The following is a 22929-nucleotide window of genomic DNA, read 5'->3' on the forward strand; positions in this document are numbered from 1 at the left end:
GCGGATGACATGTTCGTAACTTCCGGAGGGGAGGGGTTCGTCGTTATGACCGGGTCACCGGTAGAGTGGGTACAGGACCGGCCCGCGCAATCCGTTCGCACCTGTATCGGATGCCGTCAGCGCGAGCCGTCTGCCGACCTGTTGCGGATCGTGGCGCAGCATCGGAACACCGATGTCGCGATTGTTCCCGATCCGCGGCGCAGACAGCCCGGACGGGGTGCATGGCTGCACCCCGTTTCAGTTTGTTTGCGTTCCGCAGAGCGGCGCCGAGCATTCGGCAGAGCCCTACGAGTGTCCGGAAATCTGGATATCTCAGCCCTGGAGCAGTACCTCGAGAACAGGCACGAGCACTCATGAGCACACCGTGAAGCACCAACGATGAACGTCCGTCGGAGATAACCCGAGGTCGTGCGGGCCCGCCTTACCTAGGCGGCGTCACTGCTCGGCCTCTCAGTGAGGAGAGCAGTGGCAGGCAAGGCCCGCGTGCACGAGTTGGCTAAAGAGCTCGGTGTCACAAGCAAGGAACTACTCGCGAAGCTCAAGGAGCAAGGCGAGTTCGTGAAGTCGGCGTCTTCGACGGTGGAAGCACCCGTCGCACGTCGTCTGCGCGAATCTCTGGCGTCGAAGTCCGCTCCGGCGGCCGATGCCAAGTCGGCGGCCCGTCCCGGCCCGTCGTCGGCAGCAGCAGCCCGTCCGGCTGCCAAGCCCACCCCCGGTGGCCCTCGCCCCGGTCCGCGTCCGGCTCCGGCCGCTCCCGCCCCGGCAGCCGCTGCCGCGCCGGCTGCGCCGAAGCCCGAACAGGCCGCTCCGGTCGAGGCCAAGCCCGCTACGCCGGCACCCGCGAGCCCCGCTCCGGCCGCCGCGCAGTCGGCTCCGGCCACCAAGCCCGCAGGCGCTCCCGCGCCCGGCCCGCGTCCGGCTCCCGCCGCGCCGCGTCCGGCACAGGCTCCCGCCGCAGGTCAGGCCCGTCCGGGTCAGGCGACTCCGGGTGCTGCCGCACCCGGCCCGCGTCCGGCCGGTCCCGGCCCGAAGCCGGGGCCCAAGGCTCCGCGCGTCGGCAACAACCCGTTCAGCTCGGCGCCCGATCGTGAGCGTCCGGCACCGCGTCCCGCCCCGCAGGGTGGCCCGCGTCCCACTCCGGGTCAGGGCGGTCCCCGTCCGGCTCCCGGTCAGGGTGGCCCGCGTCCCGCTCCCGGTCAGGGCGGTCCCCGCCCCGGTCAGGGTGGTCAGGGTCAGCGTCCGGCCGCCGCGCAGGGCGGCGCCCCGCGTCCCGGTGGTCCCCGTCCCAACCCGGGTTCGATGCCTCCGCGTCCGAACCCCGGTGCCATGCCCGCACGCTCCGCACGTCCCGGCCCCGCGGCCGGTGGCCGTCCGGGTCGTCCCGGCGGCGCTCCCGGCGGTGGCGGCGCAGGCCGTCCCGGTGGTGGCGGTGGCGGCGGTGGCGGTTACCGCGGTGGCGGTGGCGGTGCCCCCGGCGCTCCCGGTGCCGGTGCTCCCGCGGCCGGTGGTTTCCGTGGTCGTCCCGGTGGCGGCGGCGGTCGTCCCGGTGGTCCCGGTGGCCGCGGTGGTGCCGCAGGCGCCTTCGGTCGTCCCGGTGGCGCGGTTCGCCGTGGCCGTAAGTCGAAGCGGGCGAAGCGCGCCGAGTACGAGAACATGCAGGCTCCCGCCGTCGGTGGCGTGCGTCTGCCCCGCGGCAACGGCGAGATCATCCGTCTCGCCCGCGGCGCATCGCTGTCGGACTTCGCCGAGAAGATCGACGCGAACCCCGCAGCTCTCGTGCAGGCTCTGTTCAACCTCGGCGAGATGGTCACCGCGACCCAGTCGGTGAACGACGAGACCCTCGAGCTGCTCGGCGGCGAGATGAACTACGTCGTCCACGTGGTCAGCCCCGAGGACGAAGATCGCGAACTGCTGTCGTCGTTCGACCTCACCTACGGCGAAGACGCCGGCGGCGAGGACGACCTCGAGCACCGTCCGCCGGTCGTGACCGTCATGGGTCACGTCGACCACGGTAAGACCCGACTGCTCGACACGATCCGTAAGGCCAACGTCGCCGAGGGCGAGGCCGGTGGCATCACCCAGCACATCGGTGCCTACCAGGTGCTCACCAACCTCAACGACGAAGAGCGCCTGATCACCTTCATCGACACCCCGGGTCACGAGGCGTTCACCGCCATGCGTGCGCGTGGTGCGAAGGCCACCGATATCGCGATCCTCGTGGTCGCGGCCGACGACGGCGTCATGCCGCAGACGGTGGAAGCGATCAACCACGCGCAGGCCGCTGACGTGCCGATCGTTGTCGCGATCAACAAGATCGACAAAGAGGGTGCGAACCCGGACAAGATCAAGCAGCAGCTCACCGAGTACGGCCTGGTCACCGAGGAGTACGGCGGCGACACCATGTTCGTCAACATCTCGGCCAAGCAGGGCACCAACATCGACGCGCTGCTCGAAGCAGTGCTGCTGACCGCGGATGCCTCGCTCGACCTGCGGGCCAACCCGGACATGGACGCCCAGGGTGTCGCCATCGAGGCGCACCTCGACCGCGGCCGTGGCCCCGTGGCCACCGTGCTCATCCAGCGCGGCACCCTGCACGTCGGTGACTCGATCGTGGCGGGCGACGCCTACGGTCGCGTCCGTCGCATGGTCGACGAGCACGGCGCGGACGTCCACGCGGCGACTCCGTCGCGCCCGGTCCAGGTCATCGGTTTCACCTCCGTCCCCGGCGCTGGTGACAACCTGATCGTGGTCGAGGAAGACCGCATCGCCCGTCAGATCGCCGATCGCCGCAATGCGCGCAAGCGCAACGCACTGGCCGCTCGCAGCCGCAAGCGGATCAGCCTGGAAGATCTGGATGCCGCACTGAAGGAGACTTCGGAGCTCAACCTGATCCTCAAGGGCGACAACTCCGGTACCGTCGAGGCCCTCGAAGAGGCCCTGCTCGGGATCGAGATCGACGACGAGGTGCGTCTGCGCGTCATCGACCGCGGTGTCGGTGGCGTCACCGAGACCAACGTCAACCTGGCGTCGGCCTCGAACGCGATCATCATCGGCTTCAACGTCCGCGCGGAGGGCAAGGCCACTGAGCTGGCCAACCGCGAAGGCGTCGACATCCGGTACTACTCGGTGATCTACCAGGCGATCGACGAGATCGAGAAGGCCCTCAAGGGCATGCTCAAGCCGATCTACGAAGAGGTCGAGCTGGGCCGCGCCGAGATCCGCGCGATCTTCCGTTCGTCCAAGATCGGCAACATCGCCGGTTGCATGGTCACCTCGGGCTCGGTCAAGCGCAACGCCAAGGCGCGCCTGATCCGTGACGGTCGAGTGATCGCGGAGACGATGACCATCTCCTCGCTCAAGCGGGAGAAGGACGACGCTCCTGAGGTTCGCGAAGGTTTCGAGTGCGGTATGACCGTCACCTACAGCGACATCAAGGACGGCGACATCATCGAGGCTTACGAGCTTCGTGAAAAGCCGCGCGACTGATCAACGCAATACCGCTCGATCCACGCCGCATCCGATTCTTCGGGTGCGGCGTGGAGTCTTGCGGGAACCCATCTACCAGGAGGTGAGCACCGCTGTTCATCGGTGCGCTCGAATTCGATCTACTGCTCGGTGACGTGCATTCGCTCAAGGAGAAGCGGTCGGTGATCCGGCCGATCCTCGCCGAGCTGGGAAAGCGCTTCGGCGTGAATGCCGCCGAAGCCGGAGATCAGGACCTGCACCGCCGGGCACTGCTCGGCGTGGCCATGGTCAGTGCGGAAACGGGACACCTGAACGAGGTGCTCGACAAGTGTGAGCGGCACGTTGCCGCGCGTCCGGAGATAGAGTTGCTGGCAGTACGCCGCCGGATCTTCGGACCCGAAGACTAAGGGAGGTACCGCCATGGTTGATCAAGCCAGGGCACGCCGGCTCGCCAAGCGGATTTCCGCGGTCGTGGCCACCGCGATCGAATACGAGATCAAGGATCCGCGGTTGCGGTTCGTCACCGTCACCGATGCCAAGGTGTCCGGGGATCTGCGCGAGGCGAACGTCTATTACACGGTGATGGGCGAGACCATCGACGCCGAACCCGACTACGCTGAGGCCGCCGCCGGGCTCGACGCGGCCAAGGGTGTGTTGCGGTCCAAGGTGGGCGCGGGTACCGGAGTGAAGTTCACCCCGATCCTGTCTTTCACTCTCGATAAGGTGCCCGAGGTGGCCCGCGAGATGGAAGAGTTGCTCGCGAGAGCTCGCGCCATCGACGACGAGGTGGCCAAGGTCGCCGCCAACGCCAAGCACGCGGGTGAGGCCGACCCGTACAAGGCCGATCGCGACGACGAAGACGAGTAGGCAGGCATGTCCGGTCAGCGCCCGCAGGCGGTAGCCCGAGTGACCACGCAGGGTGCGTCATCCTGCCCGGTGGCCACCGCCTTGTCGGGCCGACGACCGGTCCCCGTCGTGGACGCCGGATGACCAGCGTCCGCGACGGGACCGAACTGGGTACAGCCGTCGCCGCCTTGGCGGCGGCGCGCTCGGTGACGATCCTGTGCCACGTGCAGCCCGATGCCGACACCGTGGGAAGCGGGCTGGCGCTGGCGTTGGCGCTGCACCGGCGCGAGGTACCGGTGTGTGTGTCCTTCGCCGAGCCCGCTGAGCTGCCCGCTTCGTTGCGCACGCTGCCCGGTGTGCAGCTGGTGGTGCCGCCCGCGCAGGTCCCGGCCGAGGTGGACCTGCTCATCGTCGTCGACTGCGGCGCGCGCAGCCGTCTCGGCGCTCTCGCCGACCGATTACCCGGTGCGACAATGACATTGGTGATCGATCATCACCGGGCCAACGACGGCTTCGGCACCGTCGACCTGATCGACGAATCCGCGGCCTCGACCACCGAATTGGTGACCCGGCTCCTCGATGCGTGGGGCGTGGAGATCGACGCCCCCATCGCGCACTGCCTGTTCGCGGGCCTGGTCACCGATACCGGCTCGTTTCGCTGGGCCCGGTCCGGCAGCCACGCGATGGCCGAGCGCCTGCTCGCCACCGGCATCGACGGCACCGAGATCACCCGTGTCCTGCTCGACACCCACCCCTACGCCTGGCTCCCGATGTTGTCGAAGGTGCTGTCCACCGCTGTGGTCGTGCCCGCCGCCGCCGGTGTCGGCCTGGTCTACGCGCTCGTGCGCGCCGCCGATACCCACGACGTGGGCCCCGAAGAGGTCGAGAGCGTCATCGACGTCATCCGCACCACCGCCGAAGCGGGCATCGCCGCCGTCTTCAAGGAAGCCCGCGGCCAGAACGACCGCTGGACGGTCTCCCTACGATCGCGTGACTCCGCCCCCGGCCGCACCGACGGCATCGATGTCGCCGCGGTCGCCGGGGTTTTCGGCGGCGGCGGCCACCGCTTCGCCGCCGGCTACACCACCTACGGCAACGCCGAGGATGTCGTCCGCGCCCTGATCGCCGCCCTGGGCTGACCTAGGTCGCGGCGACGGTCTTCTCGCGGCGCAAGCGCAGGGCCAGGGGGACGCCGAGGACGGTGGTGGTGGCGCAGAGGGTGAAGGCCAGGGCGGGCTGGTCTACGAGGAGGCCGGTCAGGCCCGCTACGACGAGACCGCCGAGATTGCCGGTCATCCAGATCAGGCCCGCGGCGGTGCCTTCCGCGGCGCCGGTGTGGCGTTCGGCCATGGCCAGCACGATCGGGAGGGCGGGGAGCAGGGTCAGGCCGATGAGGACGAAGGCCAGGAAGCCGGTGGCAAGGCCGGGGGCGAGGGCGACGAGCAGGCAGGCGGCGGCGCTGGCGGTGAGACCGACCATCACGGCGGGGAGTTCGATACCGCGGCGCAGGACCGCGACCGGGATCACCGCGCAGCCGACGACACCGGCGAGGACGTTCACCAGCAGCACGATGCTGGCCGCGTCAGCGCTCACGCCGGACGGTTCCAGCAGTGCTTGGCCATAGGTCGCCAGCGCGACGAACGTGCCGAAGGGGAAGAACACGGTGACGCAGAGCCGGCGCACATACCGGTCGCCGAGGGTCGCTCGGAGCGCGACGAGCGAGGTCGAAGTGCTCGCGGCAGGTCCGGTGCCCGCGCGCATCAGTTCGACGGTCAGTGCGACCGCGGCCAGGGCGGCGAAGATCGTGCCGATCGCGGTGAGGGTGGTGAGCTGGCTTTGCGCGGGCAGCGCCGCGCCGAGGACGAACGCGGCGGCCATCCCGGCGAAGGTGCTGGCGGTGCCCACCGCGATACCTGTCGGCCGGTCCTTCTCGTCGAGGTAGTGCCCCGCGATGCCGGTGATCGCGTTGAGCACCAGTGGTTGCGCGATGGCGACGACGGTCTGACCGATGAGCACGATCGCGAACCCGCCGTCGAGCAGGCGCAGGGCAGCACCGATCGCGGTGAGGACCGCGCCGGCGATCAGGCTGGGGCGGAACCAGCGATCGAGGGCGATTCCGGCGGGCACGGCGAGCACGACATAGAGCAGCGGGAACATGTTCGCCAGCCACCCGATCGCGGACTCGGACACACCGAAGTGCTCCGCCGCCACGGTCGTCACCGGCGCGTAGGTGAGCCACACCAGCTGGGTGGCCGCGCCGACCAGGGCGAACGCCGTGATCACCCGCCATCGCTGCACAAACACCATGGTCGATCCTGAGTTGTCCGGGCGAACCAGGCGTCCGCGGTATGTCATCGTTCCACCCGAGCTGGGCAGACGACCAGTATCGTCACTCATCCTGCCTGTCGTCCACACTTCGTACCGCGATTTCGTGCCGATGGGTACGTGTGTCCGCGATCGGCGGTGTGGGTGGCGGCGTCGGTGCACGACCACCGCGACCATGATCATGCCCGGCGAACGGCGAGATCGCCGACGCACGTGATGGGCGATGTGTCGGTGGCGTGTGCCACCATCGGCAGGTCGGCGGCGCGTCCGATGAGTTCGTGGTGACCGGTGGGAGGTCGGTGTGGGGTCCGCTGAACCGAGGGACGAAGCCATGACCGGCGATGAGGTCGACCAGGTCGGGCCGCGGCGAATTCTCGGCATCGCCGTGCCCACCCTGGGTGTGCTGGTCGCCGAGCCGCTGTATCTGCTCTTCGACATCGCGGTGGTCGGCAGGCTGGGGGCGCTGGCACTGGCCGGGCTGGCCGTCGGCGCGGTGATCCTCGGGTCGGTGAGCACCCAGCTGACGTTCCTGTCCTATGGGACGACCGCGCGTGCGGCCCGCAGACACGGTGCGGGGGATCGGACAGGTGCTGTCGAGGAGGGCGTGCAGGCCAGCTGGGTGGGTGTGGCGATCGGTCTGGTGATCGTCGCGGTGATCCAGTTGTTCGCGGTGCCACTGTGTTCGGTGCTCTCCGGCGGTGGGGAGATCGCCGACGAGGCATTGATCTGGGTGCGGATCGCGCTGTTCGGCGTGCCGTTGATCCTGCTGTCGATGGCGGGCAACGGGTGGATGCGCGGCGTGCAGGATGTGCGACGACCACTGACCTACGTGGTGGTGGGCCTGGCGTTGTCGGCGGTGCTGTGTCCGGTTCTGGTGTACGGACTGCTCGGCGCGCCGAGCATGGAACTGGCCGGTTCGGCGGTGGCGAATCTCGTCGGCCAATCGGTCTCCGGCGTCCTGTTCGCCTATGCCCTGCTGCGCGAACGTGTTTCGCTGCGACCGCGCGTCGCGGTGATGCGCGCTCAACTCGTCCTCGGGCGCGACCTCATCATCCGCAGTCTGTCGTTCCAGATCTGCTTCGTCTCCGCCGCCGCGGTGGCCGCTCGTTTCGGCGCCGCGTCCGTGGCCGCCCACCAGGTGGTCCTGCAACTCTGGAATTTCCTCGCCCTGACCTTGGACTCGCTCGCCATCGCCGCCCAGACCCTGGTCGGCGCGGCCCTCGGTGCCGGTAATGCCCACGGCGCCAAGGCGATCGCGCGCCGGGTGACGGTCTGGTCCGAGATCTTCGCGCTGCTCCTCGCCGCCGTCTTCGCCGCGGGCGTGACCGCGATCCCGCTGCTGTTCACCGACGACCCCCAGGTCCTCGAACGCACCCATGTCATCTGGTGGTTCTTCGTCGCCATGATCCCGGTGGCCGGTGCGGTGTTCGCCCTCGACGGTGTCCTGCTCGGCGCGGGCGACGCCGCCTTCCTGCGCACCGCGACCCTCGTCGCCGCCCTGACCGGCTTCCTGCCGCTGATCTGGCTGTCGCTGATCTTCGACTGGGGTGTGGCGGGAATCTGGACCGGTTTGGTCGTCTTCATGTTGGCTCGGCTGCTGGCCGTCATCGCCCGCGCACGATCCGGTCGCTGGGCCAAGGTGGGCGCCGAGATCCCGCACGGCGCCGCATAGTGCCGTGGAAACATAGTGCCGTGGAAACACAGTGTCGTGGAAACACAGTGTCGTGGAAACCTGTGTGACACAGCAGATTCGGCTCCGGTGACGGGTACGAAGGTGCTTCTCGGCAGTCGATCGCCTACCGTCGCTAGTGCGGACAGTGGGATCGACGATGGAGGCGCAATGGCCGTGCACGACGTGATTGCCCAGGGCGGCCGGGTGGCGGTGGCCGCGGCACTGGTGCTGATCGGCGCGGTGGGCGCGGGGCCCGCGGCGCAGGCGGCGCCCGTCGCGCCGGGGCAGCTGATTGCCCATACCGCCCAGCCTGCCGGCTGGGGTGACTGGTCGCGGGCAGCCATCGTCGAATACCGCACGGAGGGCGCGACGCACGGCATCGCGAACGCGGCCGGGCTGTTGCTGCTCCCGGATACGCCCGCCCCGGCAGGTGGTTATCCGGTGGTGGCGTGGGATCACGGGACCAGTGGGCTCGGGCCCCGGTGCGGCCTCACCACCGACAAGGCGCGGCACGAACGCCCGCTGCTGCGAGCGTTCCTCGATCGTGGCTGGGCGGTGGTCGCACCGGATTACCTCGGCCTGTCGCCCGGCTCCGACACCGTGCACCCGTACCTGCACACTCGCACCGAGGCCACGGCCACGATCGACCTGGTTCGTGCCGCGCGGGCCGCGGAGCCGAGTCTGGCGCGGACGTGGGCCGTGGTCGGCGGTTCGCAGGGCGGACATGCCGCACTGGGGACCGGCAACCTCGCCGACGACTACGCGCCCGAACTGGACTTCCGCGGCACCGTGGCGCTGGCGCCGGCATCCAACTACGAGCAGATTCTGACCCGGCTCGGTCCCGAGGTCCCGAACCTCCCCGTGGTGGACCGGCTCGTCGGCCCGTTCGCGGGCATGCTCGCCGGGCTGCGCGCCACCCGTCCCGACCTGGATGTCAACGGTCTGCTCAGCGCTCGTGGACGCGAAGTGGTCGACGCGATCGCCACCAGTTGTGTCGACGATTTCGACCGGGCCGTCGGCGGTGCGTCGATCGGCGCGCTGCTGGCGAAGCCCGTGGCGGCCGACGGCATCGGCGCGGCGCTGCGTGACTACATGGTGGTCCCCACAGTCGGTTATCGCCAACCGGTGCTGATCGCCCACGGCGCGGCCGACACGGTGGTTCCGCTGCCGCTGACCTTCGCGCTGCTCGCGCAGATGCGATCGGCGGGCACCCAGGTCGAGTTCGCGCAGTACCCGGGCGGACACGAACAGGTCGGCGTCGAATCGCAGGACCGGGTCCTGGCTTTCGTCGACGGCTTACTCGCCACCGCCTGACCCGGGAGCGGGACGGCTCAGCGGGGATAGGGGCTGAGCATGTCGATCCAGCGGATGTCCAGGTCGCGGGTCAGGTAGTCCAGGCGGGAATTCCAGAAGTCCCGCATGTGCGGCAGGGCGAGGTGGCGGTCGAGGTCGGCTTTGCTGCGCCATACCTCGTAGAAGACGAAGACCGAGGGGTCGTCGCTGTCGACGTGGAAGTGGTATTCGAGGCAGCCTTCTTCGGCGCGGGTCGGTTCGACGAACGAGAGCAGCAGCTCGCGCAGGTCGTCGCGGCGTTCGGGTTTCGGGTGGGCGAACCCCACCAGCGCGTAGGTGCTCGACATGATGCTCCTTAGGTACGATGTTCTACGTACCTAAGGACGCTAGGCGGCAGCTAGGTATGATGCAAGCCGTACCTATGTGGAGGTGGTGGGTGGACCAGGAACTCGAGCTGGGAGCGGTACTCGGCGCGCTGGCCGATCCGCTGCGGCGTCGCGTGATCACCCTGCTCGCGCTGGATCCCGCCGATGGCGACCGCAGCTGCTCGTCGTTCGACCTACCGGTGACGAAGGCGACCCGCACCCACCACTTCCGGGTGCTGCGCGAGGCGGGGCTGGTCCGGCAGGTGAATTACGGCAATCGCAGCACCGTCGTCCTGCGGCGGGCCGACCTCGACGCGCGTTTTCCCGGCTTGCTCGATCTGCTGGTGGCCGAGGCAGCCGACGCGCAGGGGTGAACCCGCAGGCGCCGCGTGCCCGGGGTGTGCCACTGTGGACAGGTGATTCCGAAGTTGATGGCGGTCAGCGATGTGCACGTGGGGCATCAGGGCAACAAGCCTGTGGTGGAGCAGATCGTTCCCGATTCGCCCGAGGACTGGCTGATCGTCGCCGGTGACGTGGGGGAGAAGGCCGAGGAGGTGCGGTGGGCGCTGGAGTTGCTGCGCGGCCGCTTCGCCAAGGTGATCTGGGTACCGGGCAACCACGAGCTGTGGACCACGCCGAAGGACCCGGTGCAGATGCACGGCGCCGCCCGCTACGACTATCTCGTCGCGATGTGTCGTGACCTCGATGTCGTCACCCCCGAGGACCCGTTCCCGGTGTGGACGGGTCCGGGCGCCGAGAAGTACGGCGGCCGGGTCACCCTGGCGCCGATGTTCCTGCTCTACGACTACTCGTGGCGACCGGCGGGCACGAAGACCAAGGCGGAGGGTCTGGCGCTGGCGCGCGAACGCAATGTCGTGGCGACCGACGAGTTCCTGCTGACCCCCGACCCGTACCTCACCCGCGACGCCTGGTGCCACGCCCGTGTCCAGTACACCCAGCGCCGCCTCGACGCGCTGCCCACCGACACCCCGCTGGTGATGATCAACCACTTCCCCCTGGTCCGCCAGCCCACCGACATCCTGTTCTACCCGGAGTTCTCGCTGTGGTGCGGCACCGACCTGACCGCCGACTGGCACACCAGCTACAACGTGGTCTGCTCGGTCTACGGCCACCTCCACATCCCGCGCACCACCTACTACGACGGCGTCCGCTTCGAAGAGGTCTCCCTCGGCTATCCCCGTGAATGGAAACGTCGAGGCATGCCGGAACCGCTGCTGCGCCAGATCCTTCCCGACCCGGTCTACGCCGAAGGCGACCTGAACTCCTGGGGCGGCCACTTCAAGGTCACCCCGGAGATGGAAGCCGCGGCCGCCGAGATGCGCGAGAAGGCCGAGCGCAGGCGAGGCATCTGACAGCGAATTTGCACGAGAACCCCACGCCTGATTTCGTAAGAACATCGGCAACTCACCGGGCACGAGCAAACCCGCCCACCCGGTACCGCCAGACGCCGGCGCTGACCCAACCAGCGCCGAGGTCTGGCCACAAGACGCGGAGAGGCGGACAAGTCAGTGCTGGAGAGGATTTTGCCGAGGAGTGTGGCTTCGGCGGAGTTGCTGGTGTTCCCGGAGGATCTCACGGCGCATCCCGCCGAGGAGCACCTGATCGCCAAGTCCGTGGAGAAGCGTCGCCGGGATTTCATCGGTGCCCGGCACTGTGCTCGCCTCGCCCTCGAACAGCTCGGTGAGCAGCCTGTCGCGATCGGCAAGGGCGAACGCGGCATGCCGCTGTTCCCGCGCGGCATCGTCGGCAGCCTCACCCATTGCGACGGTTACCGTGCCGCCGCGATGGCGCACTCGCTGCGTTTCCGCTCCGTCGGTATCGACGCCGAACCGCACGACACCCTGCCCGAGGGAGTGCTCGATTCGGTCAGCCTGCCCGCCGAACGCGAGTGGCTGTCGGATACGCCCGGTGAGGGCCTGCACCTGGATCGGCTGCTGTTCTGTGCCAAAGAGGCCACCTACAAAGCCTGGTTCCCGCTCACGCTGCGCTGGCTCGGTTTCGAGGACGCGCACATCACCTTCGAGATCGACTCCCGCACAGACGATGCGGGATCGGGCACTTTTCACACGAAGCTGCTCGTGCCCGGCCGGACGAACGACGGCGGCGCCGCGCTCACCGAGTTCGACGGCAACTGGCTGATCGCCGACGGGCTGATCCTGACCGCGATCGCACACGGCTGATGGCCGCGCGAGTGTCGCGGGTGGGCGAGCTGGGCGGTCTCGTGATCGTCGACAAGGACAGCGGCCTCACCAGCCACGACGTGGTGGCGCGCAGCCGAAAGCTGTTGCAGACCAAGAAGGTCGGCCACGCGGGCACCCTCGACCCGATGGCCACCGGGGTGCTGGTGCTCGGGGTGGAGCGGGCCACGAAACTACTCGGCCAGCTGCTGCTCACCACCAAGGCCTACACCGCGACGATCCGCCTCGGTCAGGCCACGAACACCGACGACGCCGAGGGGGAGGTCACCGCGACCACACCCGCGCTGCACGTCACCGACGACGAGATCGCGGCCGGCGTCGCGGCCCTGACCGGTGACATCGAGCAGGTCCCCGCCACGGTGAGCGCCATCAAGGTCGACGGCGAACGGGCGTACGCGCGCGTGCGCGCCGGCGAGGAGGTGCAGCTGGCCGCCCGCCCGGTCACAGTGTCGCGCTTCGACATCCTGGCCCGACGCGATGTCGCCGACGGTGAATTCGTGGATCTCGACGTCGCGGTCGAATGCAGCTCCGGTACCTATATTCGCGCCCTGGCCCGCGACCTCGGCACGGCCCTCGGTGTGGGCGGACACCTGACAGCCTTGCGCCGCACCAGGGTCGGTCCCTTCACGCTCGAACACGCCCGCACGCTCGAACAACTCGCGACCGCGGCCGAAGCCGAACAGCCCCTGCTCAGCCTCGATATCGACGCCGCGGTCCGCACCGCCTTCCCGCTCCGTGACATCGACGAATCGCAGGCCACCGACCTGCGGACCGGCCGCTGGCTCGAGCCTGTCGGCATCAAGGGCGTCTACGCCGCGATCGACCCACGGGGCCGGGCCATCGCACTCCTGGAGGAGAGCGGCAAACGCGCCGGCTCGGTGATGGTGGTGCGCCCGAGGGGAATCGGCGACTGACGAGCTCGTTGTCGTTCGATGCCAGCCTCGTGGCCGGGTGAGGCCGGCACCCGCGCCGCCGAAATCGCCTGCGGGGCAGAGGTCAGCTGCTCACGGGCAATGCCTCGCGCCGGAATTCCGGTAGGCCGGATTCCTTCGTCAGGTGCTCGGCCAGCAGTGCCGCTTCCGCGGCGAGGCCGGGTGGGTTGGTGGCGATGAACATCGAATCCGCCGCCAGGTTGCCGAGGACGTGCCAGGTGCCGCCACGCAGCGCACGGGTGCGTGGTTCGGCGCGGAGACCACCGGTGGGCGCGACTTGCGCTGTGCCGCTGTCGAGCAGGTGTGTCATCAGCGTCTCGGTGTCCTGCGGGGTGACATGGGCGGGTGGGTTGACGGCGTTGATCACGATGTCGGCCGTCCCGGTGGATTCGCCGGTCAGCGTGAACCCGGTGTCGTCCGCCGCGATCGCGGTGAGTCCGGTGCGCAACCGCACCTGACCCGAATCCAGCAGGCGCAGCAGGATTTCCGCGTTGTGCGGGACCATCGGCGAGCTGAGGCTGCTGATCGTGCGGTAGTGATCGGTCCGCAACATCATCCGGTCGGCGTCGGTCAGGGCAGGCCACAGGATCGGGCCCATCGTGCGGATCGCCATCGTGAGCAGGCGTCGACCCAGCAGGCTGGAGTCGACATCGGCGAGCTGACGGCGCAGGCGAAGCACCGGGTCCTCGGAGCCGGTCGCCCGGATATCGGCGGCGAACGCGTCGAAATCCTCACCCAGGTCGGCCAATTCGGCACGCAGGAGCGCGACCACCGCGGTGAACTCGACCGCCCCGCCCGCCGCGAGGTCCAGCGCGGCGGCCGGGGTGAGGTGGCGCGGCGACAGCGGTCGTGGACGTTGCTGGACGAACGGCAGGATCCCGCTGCGCGACAGCAGGGTGATCGGACCTCGATGACCGTTCTCGGTCAACGCGGCCGTGATGTCGACGGCGGTCAGGCCGCTACCGATCACGGCTACCCGAGCCTCGGGATCCACCTCGGTGAGCGTGCGCGCCAGCGGATACGGCTCGTCGAAATAGCCGGGGGCGCCGGTCAGTCCGTACTGGTCGCGGGGGCGGCCGCTGCCGACGCAGAGCACCACGCGATCCACCGGATACGTGACACCGCCCTCGGTGCGCAGTACCACCGGCTGTTGCTGTGCGACGCCGGTGACCCGGTCGTTCACCACGTCGACCCGCCATCCGTCGTGGCGCAACCGGTCGATCGACGCGCGCGCCGACTGTTCCAGGTACTCGCCGTACACCGCGCGCGGCACGATCGGCTGCCCCAACCCGGGGTCGAGGAAGCGCACCGCGTCCGGTCGCTGGGCGAGCCAGTCCTGGAAATGCCCATGATCGCTGGCCCGCGCGGACATCAACGCGGGCGGGGCGTTCACTCGCACCGCGGGCACATCGCGCTGATAGGCCCGCCCGCGCCACAGCGCCGCGGACCCCTCGAACACGGTGATCGTGCCCGGTGCCCCGTCGGCTCCCGCGAGCGCGTCGAGCAACCCGACCGCGGCCACTCCCGCACCGATGATCCCGATTCGCATATCGACTCCTGTCGTCGGAGGGCGTTGCCGCGCACTCTCATTCGATGGCGGGCACGACGTCGTGCCCGCTCGGTGATCAGCGTGGTCGCGCCGGAGTCGCTGCGAAATCCCGCGTTTGCGGGATGGTCGGCGAGCACTGAACGCGACGACAATGGGCACATGACCACCCCGGCTTCGCCTTCCCTGTCCGCTCTGCTCAGCGGGATCGCCGCGGCGCCGGATGCGCACGAGTTGTTCGAGCGGACGTCCACCCGATTGCGCCGATCCGTGGGGTTCGATGCCGCGGTGTGGGTAGCCACCGATCCGGTCAACGGGCTGACCACCGCGCCGGTGCGGGTGGAGAACCTGCACGAGGGCGGCTGCGGAACCTACTGGGAGTCAGAAATTTTCGCTGAGCACGTCAACCTGTTCCGCGATCTGGCGGTGGCACAGGTGCCGGTGGCCGGTTTGCGCGCGGTCACGGGCGACCGGCCGACGCTGAGCCCGCTGTATCGAAGTTTTCTGCGACCCCGCGGATTCAGCGACGAATTGCGGGCTGTGCTGCGCGTCGACGGCCAGGGCTGGGGACAGGTGAGCTTGTTCCGGGACCGTGGCAGGCAGGCCTTCGCCGCCGCCGATATCGCGGTGCTGCAAGCGTTGTCGGCCCCGATGGCACGGCGCTTGCGCGGCTTCGCGCGACCGGCGACCACGGGCTCGGACGGCGTCCACGCGCCCGGCCTGCTGCTGTTCGGCGCCGACGGCGCCCTGCTCTCGGTGAACGACGAAGCCCGTGAGCTGCTCGCGCAGATGCCGCCCGGCCCGTCCACGACCACCGACTCCGGCCTCGAATTACCGCTGCCCGTCTGGATTCTCAGCACGGCGGGGCGTGCGCGTCTCACCGGCGACAGCGCCCGCATCCGTATTCGCACGCTGACCGGCCGGTGGCTCGTCTGCCACGCCTCGTGTCTGCGTGATGTGAACGGCGACCCGACTACGACAGCACTGGTGATCGAACACGCGACGCCGTCGGAGGTGGCCGCACTCGTGGCCGCGGCCTATGAACTGACCCGCCGCGAACTCGAAGTCACCGAACTCGTCGCGGCGGGACTGTCCACCGCCGCCATCGCCCGGTACCTGCGGGTATCGGCCCACACGGTGCGCGACCACGTGAAGTCCGTCTTCGACAAGACAGGCGTCACCAGTCGCGGTGAACTCGTCGCGGCCCTGTTCACCGAATACCGGCAACCGGCCGCCGAATCGATCACACTGCGCGTGCTCGACGGCCAGGCGAGCTGAGAGTCGCCCACTCGTGTGCGCCGCACCCACTCCCCGGAATCCGTAGAGTGGCGTGACCGGCCGGTAGTGGCCGCGGAAGAGGGATTCGTGAGATGAGTGCAGAGTCGGTCGACACGTTCACGCTGTGGGATCGCGACGGTGACGGGCTGGTGTCGGTGGATGACATCGCCGACGGAATCCGTTCGGCGGGAATCGACGTCGACCGGGAAGCCATCGAGCGGATGGTCGCCGCCGCAGACACCAACGGCGATTTCCTCGTCTCCCGCGCCGAATTCGATGCCGCCGTCGTCGCGGGGCGCATCGAGGTCACCGACGCCGACGCGGCGTTCCGGGTCTTCGACATCAACGGCGACGGCCGGATCTCGGTCACCGAGCTCGAATCGCTGATTCGCCACGTCGGCGCGGGCCACATCGACGAACCGGCCGCCGACCTGCTCGCGGCCGCCGACCAGGACGGCGACGGATACCTCTCGCTCGCCGAATTCCGCGTGCTCCTGGATTTCCTGTCGCGCTGACAGTGCCGGATCATTCGGCGGCTTCGGCTGTCAGTGACACTGGACGTGTCGCTAACGTCCTGTCCGATACCGGCGATAGCGAGGAGGAATAGCTTTCGCGGCGGAGGGGCAGACCATGACTGCGATCGGAAAGACCTGGATCGGCGTTCTCGCCGGCGTGACGGTGTTGCTCACGGCCTGTGGGAGTGGTGATCCGCAGGTGCCGGGATCGACCTCGGCGCGCTCGACGACCACGGTCACCGCGTCGATACCGATCGCCACTCCCAGTGCTGCTCCCGCCGTGACTCCCGGCGGGCCCGCGCCTACGGCCAGAGAGGGCGGCCCATCGAAGTCTGTGGGCGCGCCCACCGCTCCGGCGATGACCGCCACGCCGCCCGCAGTCGCGACCGGCACTGTCGTCCTGCGCACCGTGACTCTGTCCGGCGTCCCTGTTCCCGGTGTGCCGGTGCATCTTTCGCTGCAGCAGCCGTGTGATCCGGCGAACAACGACATCCCCCTCGGTGAGACGGCCGAAACAGTGCGCCGCGACGGTGTCACCGACGAACAGGGCCGGGCGGCGTTCACCACCGAGATCGGTTGCTATTACTTCGGGATGACCGCGCCGTCGGGAACGAACCCGGTCCCCGAAGGCATGCACACGCTGTTCCTGGTCGCCCCGGGCGGCACGGCCACCGGCGAACTGCGCTTCCAGGACGCCGCGCCCGAACCCGCCTCCGCCTGCGCCGAATCCACCATCGAAGCCGAACTCGGCGTCGATCCGGGACCCGCCGCGACCATCCCCGACTGCGACGGACAGTGGGGTGTCATCCGCTGGGATACCCCCGGCGACAACCAGCGCCTCATCACCCGCGCTTCGGGAACCTGGACCACCTATGTCCGGTTCCCGCACGACACGTGCTGGACCGCCGCCACGGCCGACGGCGTACCGGCCCGCCTCCGCACCTATTTCAACTGCTGATCCGGCGCGCCCCGACAGCTCAGGCGGTGAGCCAGATCGCTTCGGCGGCAAGGGTTCCCAGCTCGGTGGGATTCTCGGACGAGGCGATGCGGACGGCGATGGTGCCGGCGAAATCGCGGCGTTCGGCGACTTCGATGGTGGTGTCGAGAGCGATGCCGACGGAGTCGAAATAGCGCAGCATCGCGGGGTCGGAGTCGGAGATGCGGGCCACCCGGCCGGATTCGCCCGCGGCGAAGTCGCTGAGCTGACGGGCGGGGGGAGTGGGGACGGCGCCGTCGGTGGAGGGGATGGGGTCGCCGTGCGGGTCGCGGTCGGGGTGGCCGAGTTTCGCGTCGATGCGCGACATGAGCAGGTCGGAGACGGCGTGTTCGAGTACCTCGGCCTCGTCGTGCACTTCGTCCCAGCCGTAGCCGAGCTCGTTCACCAGGAAGGTCTCGATCAGCCGATGACGGCGCACCATCGCGACCGCGGCGCGACGGCCGTGTTCGGTCAGGGTGATCGCGCCGTAGCGGGCGTGTTCGACCAGGCCCTGATCGGTGAGCTTGCGTACCGCCTCCGACACCGTCGAGGCCGACACGCCGATCCGCTCGGCCAGTAACTTGGTCGACACCTTCTCCTGTGACCACTCCTGGGCGGTCCAGATGACCTTCAGATAATCCTGTGCCACCGCCGACAGTTCGGGGGCGATCGTGGGGCTGAGTTCGGCCTGCTCGGCGGGTTGCGTCAGCGCGCTGCGGGTCGCGACATCTCGTTTAGCTGGCACATCACCAATGTTAGGCATCCCTGGCCCGAATGACACATCGGCGAACCGGCACGCCGCGCACCGGCGATCCGCCGCACACCGGAATTCTGTTCGGGCACCGCTTTGCGTAGGCTTCGCTCTGTGCAGAGATGGCGAAGTCTCGACGACGTGCCCGCGGACTGGGGGCGTTGCGTTCTCACGATCGGCGTGTTCGACGGGGTACATCGGGGGCACGCGCAGCTGATCAGCCGCGCGGTCGCCGCGGCGGGTAAGCGTGGCGTGCGCTCGGTTCTGATGACCTTCGATCCGCATCCGATGGAAGTGGTGCGACCCGGTTCGCATCCCGCACAGCTGACCACGCTGACCCGCCGCGCGGAGCTGGCCGAGGAGCTCGGGATCGACGTGTTCTGCGTGATGCCGTTCACCCAGGAATTCATGAAGCTCACCCCGTCCGAATACGTGCACGACCTGCTGGTCGAACGTCTGCACGTCACCGAGGTCGTGGTCGGCGACAATTTCACCTTCGGTAAGAAGGCCGCGGGCACCGTCGACACGATGCGCGAACTCGGCGAGCGGTTCGGCTTCGAGGTCGACGGGGTGACCCTGCTCGGCGAACACGCTGTCACTTTCTCCTCCACCTACATCCGGGCCTGTGTCGACGCGGGCGACATGGCCGCGGCCGCCGAGGCGCTGGGGCGCCCACATCGCGTCGAGGGCGTCGTCGTGCACGGCGACGGGCGCGGGCGCGGGCTGGGTTTCCCGACCGCCAATGTCGCCCCGCCGATGCACGCCGCGATCCCGGCCGACGGGGTGTACGCGGGATGGTTCACCGTGCTCGGGGCAGGCCCAGCCATCGGTAACGCCGCACCCGGCGAGCGCGCGATGGCCGCGATCTCGGTCGGCACCAACCCCACGTTCTCGGGCCGCTCACGGACCGTCGAAGCGTTCGTCCTCGACGGCGAGGCCGATCTCTACGGCCAGCACGTCGGTGTCGATTTCGTCGAACAACTACGCGGAATGCGCAAGTTCGACTCCATCGACGATCTGGTCGAGGCCATGGGTCGCGACGTCGAGACCGCGCGCAAGATTCTCACCGCCGCCGACGCCTGAGCCCGAATTACCCCGGCCGTTACGTGTCAAGTAGAGTGGCTCCTCGGGTTTGCTGCGGTCCGCGGTGGCGCCCATCCCGGGTAACCGGACCTTCGAGCGCGGAACTGAAAATAGGAGTCGAGCCACATGGCGCTGACCACTGAGCAGAAGTCGGCAATTCTCGCCGAATACGGCCTGCACCCCACCGACACCGGCTCGCCGGAGGCGCAGATCGCGCTGCTGTCGAAGCGGATCTCGGACCTGACCGAGCACCTGAAGCAGCACAAGCACGATCACCACACCCGTCACGGCCTGCTGGCCCTGATCGGTCGTCGTCGCCGCCTGTCGAAGTACCTGCAGGCCAACGACATCAACCGCTACCGTTCGCTCATCGAGCGTCTGGGTCTGCGTCGCTGATCTGAATCAGACACGCCTCCTCGTCGAGGCGGTCGACACCTGGCCAACGGGAAGAAGTACACTTCTTCTCGTTGGCTATTCGTGTATTCGGGGACCATCGGGTTCCCGGCTGCATTACAACATGTGACAGCCGTGTGCATCCGTCCGCGTGGCGTCGGTCTTCGGTAGTGGCCTTTCGGCAGGCGTTGTTCTCGCCGCCGTCGGGCTTCGATCGATGATCGCCTCCGCGTTGCCCCTTTTGTGGAATGTTCCAGCCAAGGGGATACGGCCGGGTGCTGCGCGTGGCAGCCAGGAGGGTTTCCACGTGTCCGTGTCCGGTACGGCTGACGACAGCTGGGTTCGCGCCCACCAGGGGAAATGTACGCCTGGAAACGGCAGCGCGACCAGCGAGACGAGAGGTCGAGAGAAGAAAATATGACGCAGACAACTGAACGCCCTTCGACTGCGGTCGAGGTCGAGCCCGGAGTTTTCGAATCGGTCGCGCTGATCGACAACGGCAGCTTCGGCACCCGCACCATCCGCTTCGAGACCGGCCGTCTGGCCAAGCAGGCCGCGGGTTCCGTCGCCGCCTACCTGGACGACGAGACCATGCTGCTGTCGGCGACCACCGCCGGCAAGTACCCCAAGGACCAGTTCGACTTCTTCCCGCTGACGGTCGATGTCGAAGAGCGCATGTACGCCGCGGGTCGCATCCCCGGCTCGTTCTTCCGTCGCGAGGGCCGCCCCTCCACCGACGCGATCCTGACCTGCCGCCTGATCGACCGGCCGCTGCGCCCGACCTTCATCGACGGTCTGCGCAACGAGATCCAGGTCGTCGTCACGGTCCTGAGCCTGAACCCGGCCGACCTCTACGACGTGGTGGCCATCAACGCCGCCTCGGCGTCGACTCAGCTCTCGGGCATTCCGTTCTCCGGCCCGATCGGTGGCGTCCGCGTCGCCCTCATCGGTGGCCAGTGGGTCGCGTTCCCGACGGTCGAGCAGCTCGAAGGCGCCGTGTTCGACATGGTCGTCGCGGGCCGCGTCACCGACACCGGCGACGTCGCCATCATGATGGTCGAGGCCGAGGCCACCGACAAGGTCATCGCGCTGATCGAAGACGGTGCGCAGGCCCCGACCGAGGCTGTGGTGGCCGAGGGTCTGGAAGCCGCCAAGCCGTTCATCGCGCGCCTGGTCCGCGCCCAGGCCGACCTGGCCGCGCTGGCTGCCAAGCCGACCCAGGAGTTCCCGCTCTTCCCGCCGTACGGTCCCGACGTGTTCGAGGCTGTCGAAGGCACCTCGAAGGTCGAGCTGAACCAGGCGCTGAGCATTGCCGACAAGCAGGCCCGCGAAGCCAAGATCGACGAGATCAAGGCCGAGGTGCTCTCCCGTCTGGGTGAGGACTTCACCGGTCGCGAGAAGGAACTGGGCGCCGCGTTCCGCTCGGTCACCAAGAAGCTGGTGCGCCAGCGCATCCTCACCGACGGTTTCCGCATCGACGGCCGTGGCCTGGCGGACATCCGTCAGCTGTCGGCCGAGGTCGACGTGATCCCGCGCGCCCACGGTTCGGCGATCTTCGAGCGTGGCGAGACCCAGATCATGGGTGTCACCACTCTCGACATGGTGAAGATGGCGCAGCAGGTCGACTCGCTCGGCCCGGAGACCTCCAAGCGCTACATGCACCACTACAACTTCCCGCCGTTCTCCACCGGCGAGACCGGTCGCGTCGGTTCGCCGAAGCGTCGCGAGATCGGCCACGGTGCGCTCGCCGAGCGTGCGCTGATGCCGGTGCTGCCCTCGCAGGAGGAGTTCCCCTACGCCATCCGTCAGGTGTCCGAGGCTCTGTCCTCGAACGGCTCGACCTCGATGGGTTCGGTCTGTGCCTCGACGCTGTCGCTGCTCAACGCCGGTGTGCCGCTGAAGGCGCCGGTCGCGGGTATCGCCATGGGCCTGGTCTCCGACACCATCACCAACGACAAAGGTGAGGACGAGGTCCGCTACGTCGCGCTCACCGACATCCTCGGCGCCGAGGATGCCTTCGGCGACATGGACTTCAAGGTCGCGGGCACCCGTGACTTCGTCACCGCCCTGCAGCTCGACACCAAGCTCGACGGTATCCCCTCGCAGGTGCTGGCCGGTGCGCTGAACCAGGCGCACGACGCCCGCACCACGATCCTGGACGTGATGGCCGAGGCCATCACCGACCCCGACGAGATGAGCCCCTACGCCCCGCGCGTGACGGCCATCAAGATCCCGGTCGACAAGATCGGCGAGGTCATCGGGCCCAAGGGCAAGATGATCAACCAGATCACCGAGGAAACCGGCGCCAACATCTCCATCGAAGATGACGGCACCGTGTTCGTCGGTGCGACCGATGGGCCGTCGGCCCAGGCCGCGATCGACATGATCAACGCCATCGCCAACCCGCAGCTGCCCAAGGTCGGCGAGCGCTTCCTGGGCACGGTCGTCAAGACCACCGCCTTCGGTGCGTTCGTGTCGCTCCTGCCGGGCCGCGACGGCCTGGTGCACATCTCCAAGCTGGGCAACGGCAAGCGCGTCGCCAAGGTCGAAGACGTGGTCAACGTCGGCGACAAGCTGCGCGTGGAGATCGCCGATATCGACAACCGCGGCAAGATCTCGCTCGTCCCGGTCGAGGACGAGGCCGCTGCCGCTGAGCCGGCCGCCGTCGAGGAGAACACCGACGCCGAGTAGTCGTCGCTGCTGCTGACTGCCGAAACCCCCGCCGTTGTACGGCGGGGGTTTTGTCGTTTCCGGCCTCGGACAGGTTCGTGACCTGGATCACGAAGATGCAACGGTGATGCAACGTTGCGTCGCCTAGTGTGGCTGGACACAGTAAGAATCTGTGCCGACAGCCGTGCTGCCGCCCACTCGGAGCGCAGTGCCGACCGCTGTCGGCTCGGCGTACGCGGTCGGATCGCTGGACCGTTTCTCAGCGCCGGAAAGTGTGTCGCCCCGCCGTGATTTTGACTGAATCTGGTCCGGTTTATTATTGAAACGAATACGCTTCTCCTCGTGTTCGGACGCGTGTTTCAGGTGTCGGGGTTGACGATGGAGGTCGGGAGATAACCGAGTCATTGCTGGTTGCGTGGCGGCGAGCCGGATTGCCGCGATCGTGTCATAGCCGATCGCACTGAATCCGGTGTGCGCGGGCGGATTTCGGGCAGGGTGCCCGAGGTTGGCCGCCCCCGCGCCGATCCACCCCACCCCGGTTCGAGCCGGGGAGTTCCGAGAGTTTGTGCGGCCGCGTGGCGTTACCCGCGGCCGGTAATG

General features: G+C 68.5%; 20 protein-coding genes and 1 pseudogene. 17 read left to right on the forward strand and 4 right to left on the reverse strand.

Features of this window, described 5'->3' with window-relative positions; all coding sequences use genetic code 11:
• The first annotated feature begins 45 nt into the window (after positions 1–45).
• The 5 genes from ACFULV_RS10455 to ACFULV_RS10475 all read left to right on the forward strand — a co-directional run bounded on the left by ACFULV_RS10455 (position 46) and on the right by ACFULV_RS10475 (position 5450).
• Complete coding sequence (locus ACFULV_RS10455; protein ID WP_101468594.1) at positions 46–357, forward strand: YlxR family protein; 312 nt, start codon at positions 46–48, stop codon at positions 355–357.
• A gap of 108 nt (positions 358–465) precedes the next feature.
• Positions 466–3486: a translation initiation factor IF-2 gene (infB, locus tag ACFULV_RS10460; protein ID WP_378655304.1), complete on the forward strand. Its 3021-nt coding sequence runs from the start codon at positions 466–468 to the stop codon at positions 3484–3486.
• A 92-nt stretch (positions 3487–3578) separates the two neighbouring features.
• Entirely contained in the window at positions 3579–3872 is a 294-nt protein-coding gene (locus tag ACFULV_RS10465) for a DUF503 domain-containing protein (protein WP_378628258.1), read from the forward strand.
• Between the two features lie 13 nt (positions 3873–3885).
• The gene (gene rbfA / locus ACFULV_RS10470) at positions 3886–4332 is read left to right on the forward strand and encodes a 30S ribosome-binding factor RbfA (protein ID WP_378655307.1); all 447 of its coding nucleotides are present in this window, start codon (positions 3886–3888) and stop codon (positions 4330–4332) included.
• Between the two features lie 119 nt (positions 4333–4451).
• Positions 4452–5450: a bifunctional oligoribonuclease/PAP phosphatase NrnA gene (locus tag ACFULV_RS10475; protein WP_378626521.1), complete on the forward strand. Its 999-nt coding sequence runs from the start codon at positions 4452–4454 to the stop codon at positions 5448–5450.
• A 1-nt stretch (position 5451) separates the two neighbouring features.
• Here the strand turns inward: ACFULV_RS10475 and ACFULV_RS10480 are convergent, their stop codons facing one another.
• On the reverse strand, positions 5452–6618 hold the full coding sequence (locus ACFULV_RS10480; RefSeq protein ID WP_378655310.1) for an MFS transporter: 1167 nt from the start codon (positions 6616–6618) through the stop codon (positions 5452–5454).
• 349 nt (positions 6619–6967) lie between these two features.
• Between ACFULV_RS10480 and ACFULV_RS10485 the strand changes: the two genes are divergently transcribed.
• Both ACFULV_RS10485 and ACFULV_RS10490 read left to right on the forward strand, forming a co-directional pair.
• Positions 6968–8308 (forward strand): MATE family efflux transporter, encoded by a 1341-nt coding sequence (locus ACFULV_RS10485; RefSeq protein WP_378655313.1) that lies wholly within the window; start codon positions 6968–6970, stop codon positions 8306–8308.
• Between the two features lie 168 nt (positions 8309–8476).
• Positions 8477–9622 (forward strand): lipase family protein, encoded by a 1146-nt coding sequence (locus ACFULV_RS10490; protein WP_378655315.1) that lies wholly within the window; start codon positions 8477–8479, stop codon positions 9620–9622.
• Between the two features lie 17 nt (positions 9623–9639).
• On the opposite strand, the gene ACFULV_RS10495 is transcribed toward ACFULV_RS10490, so the two are convergent.
• Complete coding sequence (locus ACFULV_RS10495; protein WP_378626526.1) at positions 9640–9948, reverse strand: putative quinol monooxygenase; 309 nt, start codon at positions 9946–9948, stop codon at positions 9640–9642.
• An 89-nt stretch (positions 9949–10037) separates the two neighbouring features.
• On the opposite strand from ACFULV_RS10495, the gene ACFULV_RS10500 reads away from it, so the two are divergent.
• The 4 genes and pseudogenes from ACFULV_RS10500 to truB all read left to right on the forward strand — a co-directional run bounded on the left by ACFULV_RS10500 (position 10038) and on the right by truB (position 13099).
• Positions 10038–10340, forward strand: a complete 303-nt coding sequence (locus ACFULV_RS10500; protein ID WP_378626527.1) for an ArsR/SmtB family transcription factor — start codon at positions 10038–10040, stop codon at positions 10338–10340.
• Between the two features lie 57 nt (positions 10341–10397).
• Positions 10398–11051 (forward strand): annotated as a pseudogene (locus ACFULV_RS10505) (metallophosphoesterase family protein); the annotation flags it as partial.
• Positions 11052–11495: 444 nt separating this feature from the next.
• A complete protein-coding gene (npt, locus tag ACFULV_RS10510; protein WP_378626529.1) occupies positions 11496–12167 on the forward strand; it encodes a 4'-phosphopantetheinyl transferase Npt in 672 nt (223 codons plus the stop codon).
• Positions 12167–13099: a tRNA pseudouridine(55) synthase TruB gene (gene truB / locus ACFULV_RS10515; RefSeq protein ID WP_378655318.1), complete on the forward strand. Its 933-nt coding sequence runs from the start codon at positions 12167–12169 to the stop codon at positions 13097–13099. Before npt ends, truB begins: the two co-directional genes overlap by 1 nt.
• 82 nt (positions 13100–13181) lie before the next feature.
• On the opposite strand, the gene ACFULV_RS10520 is transcribed toward truB, so the two are convergent.
• Positions 13182–14666 carry an FAD/NAD(P)-binding protein gene (locus tag ACFULV_RS10520; protein WP_378655321.1) on the reverse strand — a complete coding sequence of 495 codons (1485 nt, stop codon included), beginning with the start codon at positions 14664–14666 and terminating at the stop codon, positions 13182–13184.
• 159 nt (positions 14667–14825) lie between these two features.
• Here ACFULV_RS10520 and ACFULV_RS10525 point away from each other — a divergent pair, with 159 nt between their 5' ends.
• From ACFULV_RS10525 to ACFULV_RS10535, 3 genes are all read left to right on the forward strand, one after another.
• Positions 14826–15941 (forward strand): LuxR C-terminal-related transcriptional regulator, encoded by a 1116-nt coding sequence (locus ACFULV_RS10525; RefSeq protein ID WP_378655324.1) that lies wholly within the window; start codon positions 14826–14828, stop codon positions 15939–15941.
• A 92-nt stretch (positions 15942–16033) separates the two neighbouring features.
• Positions 16034–16456: an EF-hand domain-containing protein gene (locus ACFULV_RS10530; protein ID WP_378655327.1), complete on the forward strand. Its 423-nt coding sequence runs from the start codon at positions 16034–16036 to the stop codon at positions 16454–16456.
• A 115-nt stretch (positions 16457–16571) separates the two neighbouring features.
• A complete protein-coding gene (locus tag ACFULV_RS10535; protein WP_378655330.1) occupies positions 16572–17414 on the forward strand; it encodes a hypothetical protein in 843 nt (280 codons plus the stop codon).
• 19 nt (positions 17415–17433) lie between these two features.
• On the opposite strand, the gene ACFULV_RS10540 is transcribed toward ACFULV_RS10535, so the two are convergent.
• Positions 17434–18195, reverse strand: coding sequence for a metal-dependent transcriptional regulator (locus ACFULV_RS10540; protein ID WP_378626537.1), 762 nt, complete (start codon positions 18193–18195; stop codon positions 17434–17436).
• A 102-nt stretch (positions 18196–18297) separates the two neighbouring features.
• Between ACFULV_RS10540 and ACFULV_RS10545 the strand changes: the two genes are divergently transcribed.
• The 3 genes from ACFULV_RS10545 to ACFULV_RS10555 all read left to right on the forward strand — a co-directional run bounded on the left by ACFULV_RS10545 (position 18298) and on the right by ACFULV_RS10555 (position 22350).
• Positions 18298–19266 carry a bifunctional riboflavin kinase/FAD synthetase gene (locus tag ACFULV_RS10545; RefSeq protein WP_378655333.1) on the forward strand — a complete coding sequence of 323 codons (969 nt, stop codon included), beginning with the start codon at positions 18298–18300 and terminating at the stop codon, positions 19264–19266.
• Positions 19267–19392: 126 nt separating this feature from the next.
• Positions 19393–19662 carry a 30S ribosomal protein S15 gene (rpsO, locus tag ACFULV_RS10550; protein WP_056811493.1) on the forward strand — a complete coding sequence of 90 codons (270 nt, stop codon included), beginning with the start codon at positions 19393–19395 and terminating at the stop codon, positions 19660–19662.
• A 414-nt stretch (positions 19663–20076) separates the two neighbouring features.
• Positions 20077–22350 (forward strand): polyribonucleotide nucleotidyltransferase, encoded by a 2274-nt coding sequence (locus tag ACFULV_RS10555; RefSeq protein WP_378626541.1) that lies wholly within the window; start codon positions 20077–20079, stop codon positions 22348–22350.
• Positions 22351–22929 lie beyond the last annotated feature (579 nt).

Origin of the sequence: Nocardia sp. NPDC057272 (assembly GCF_042668615.1) — a bacterium.
In the GTDB taxonomy this organism is placed as follows: domain Bacteria; phylum Actinomycetota; class Actinomycetes; order Mycobacteriales; family Mycobacteriaceae; genus Nocardia.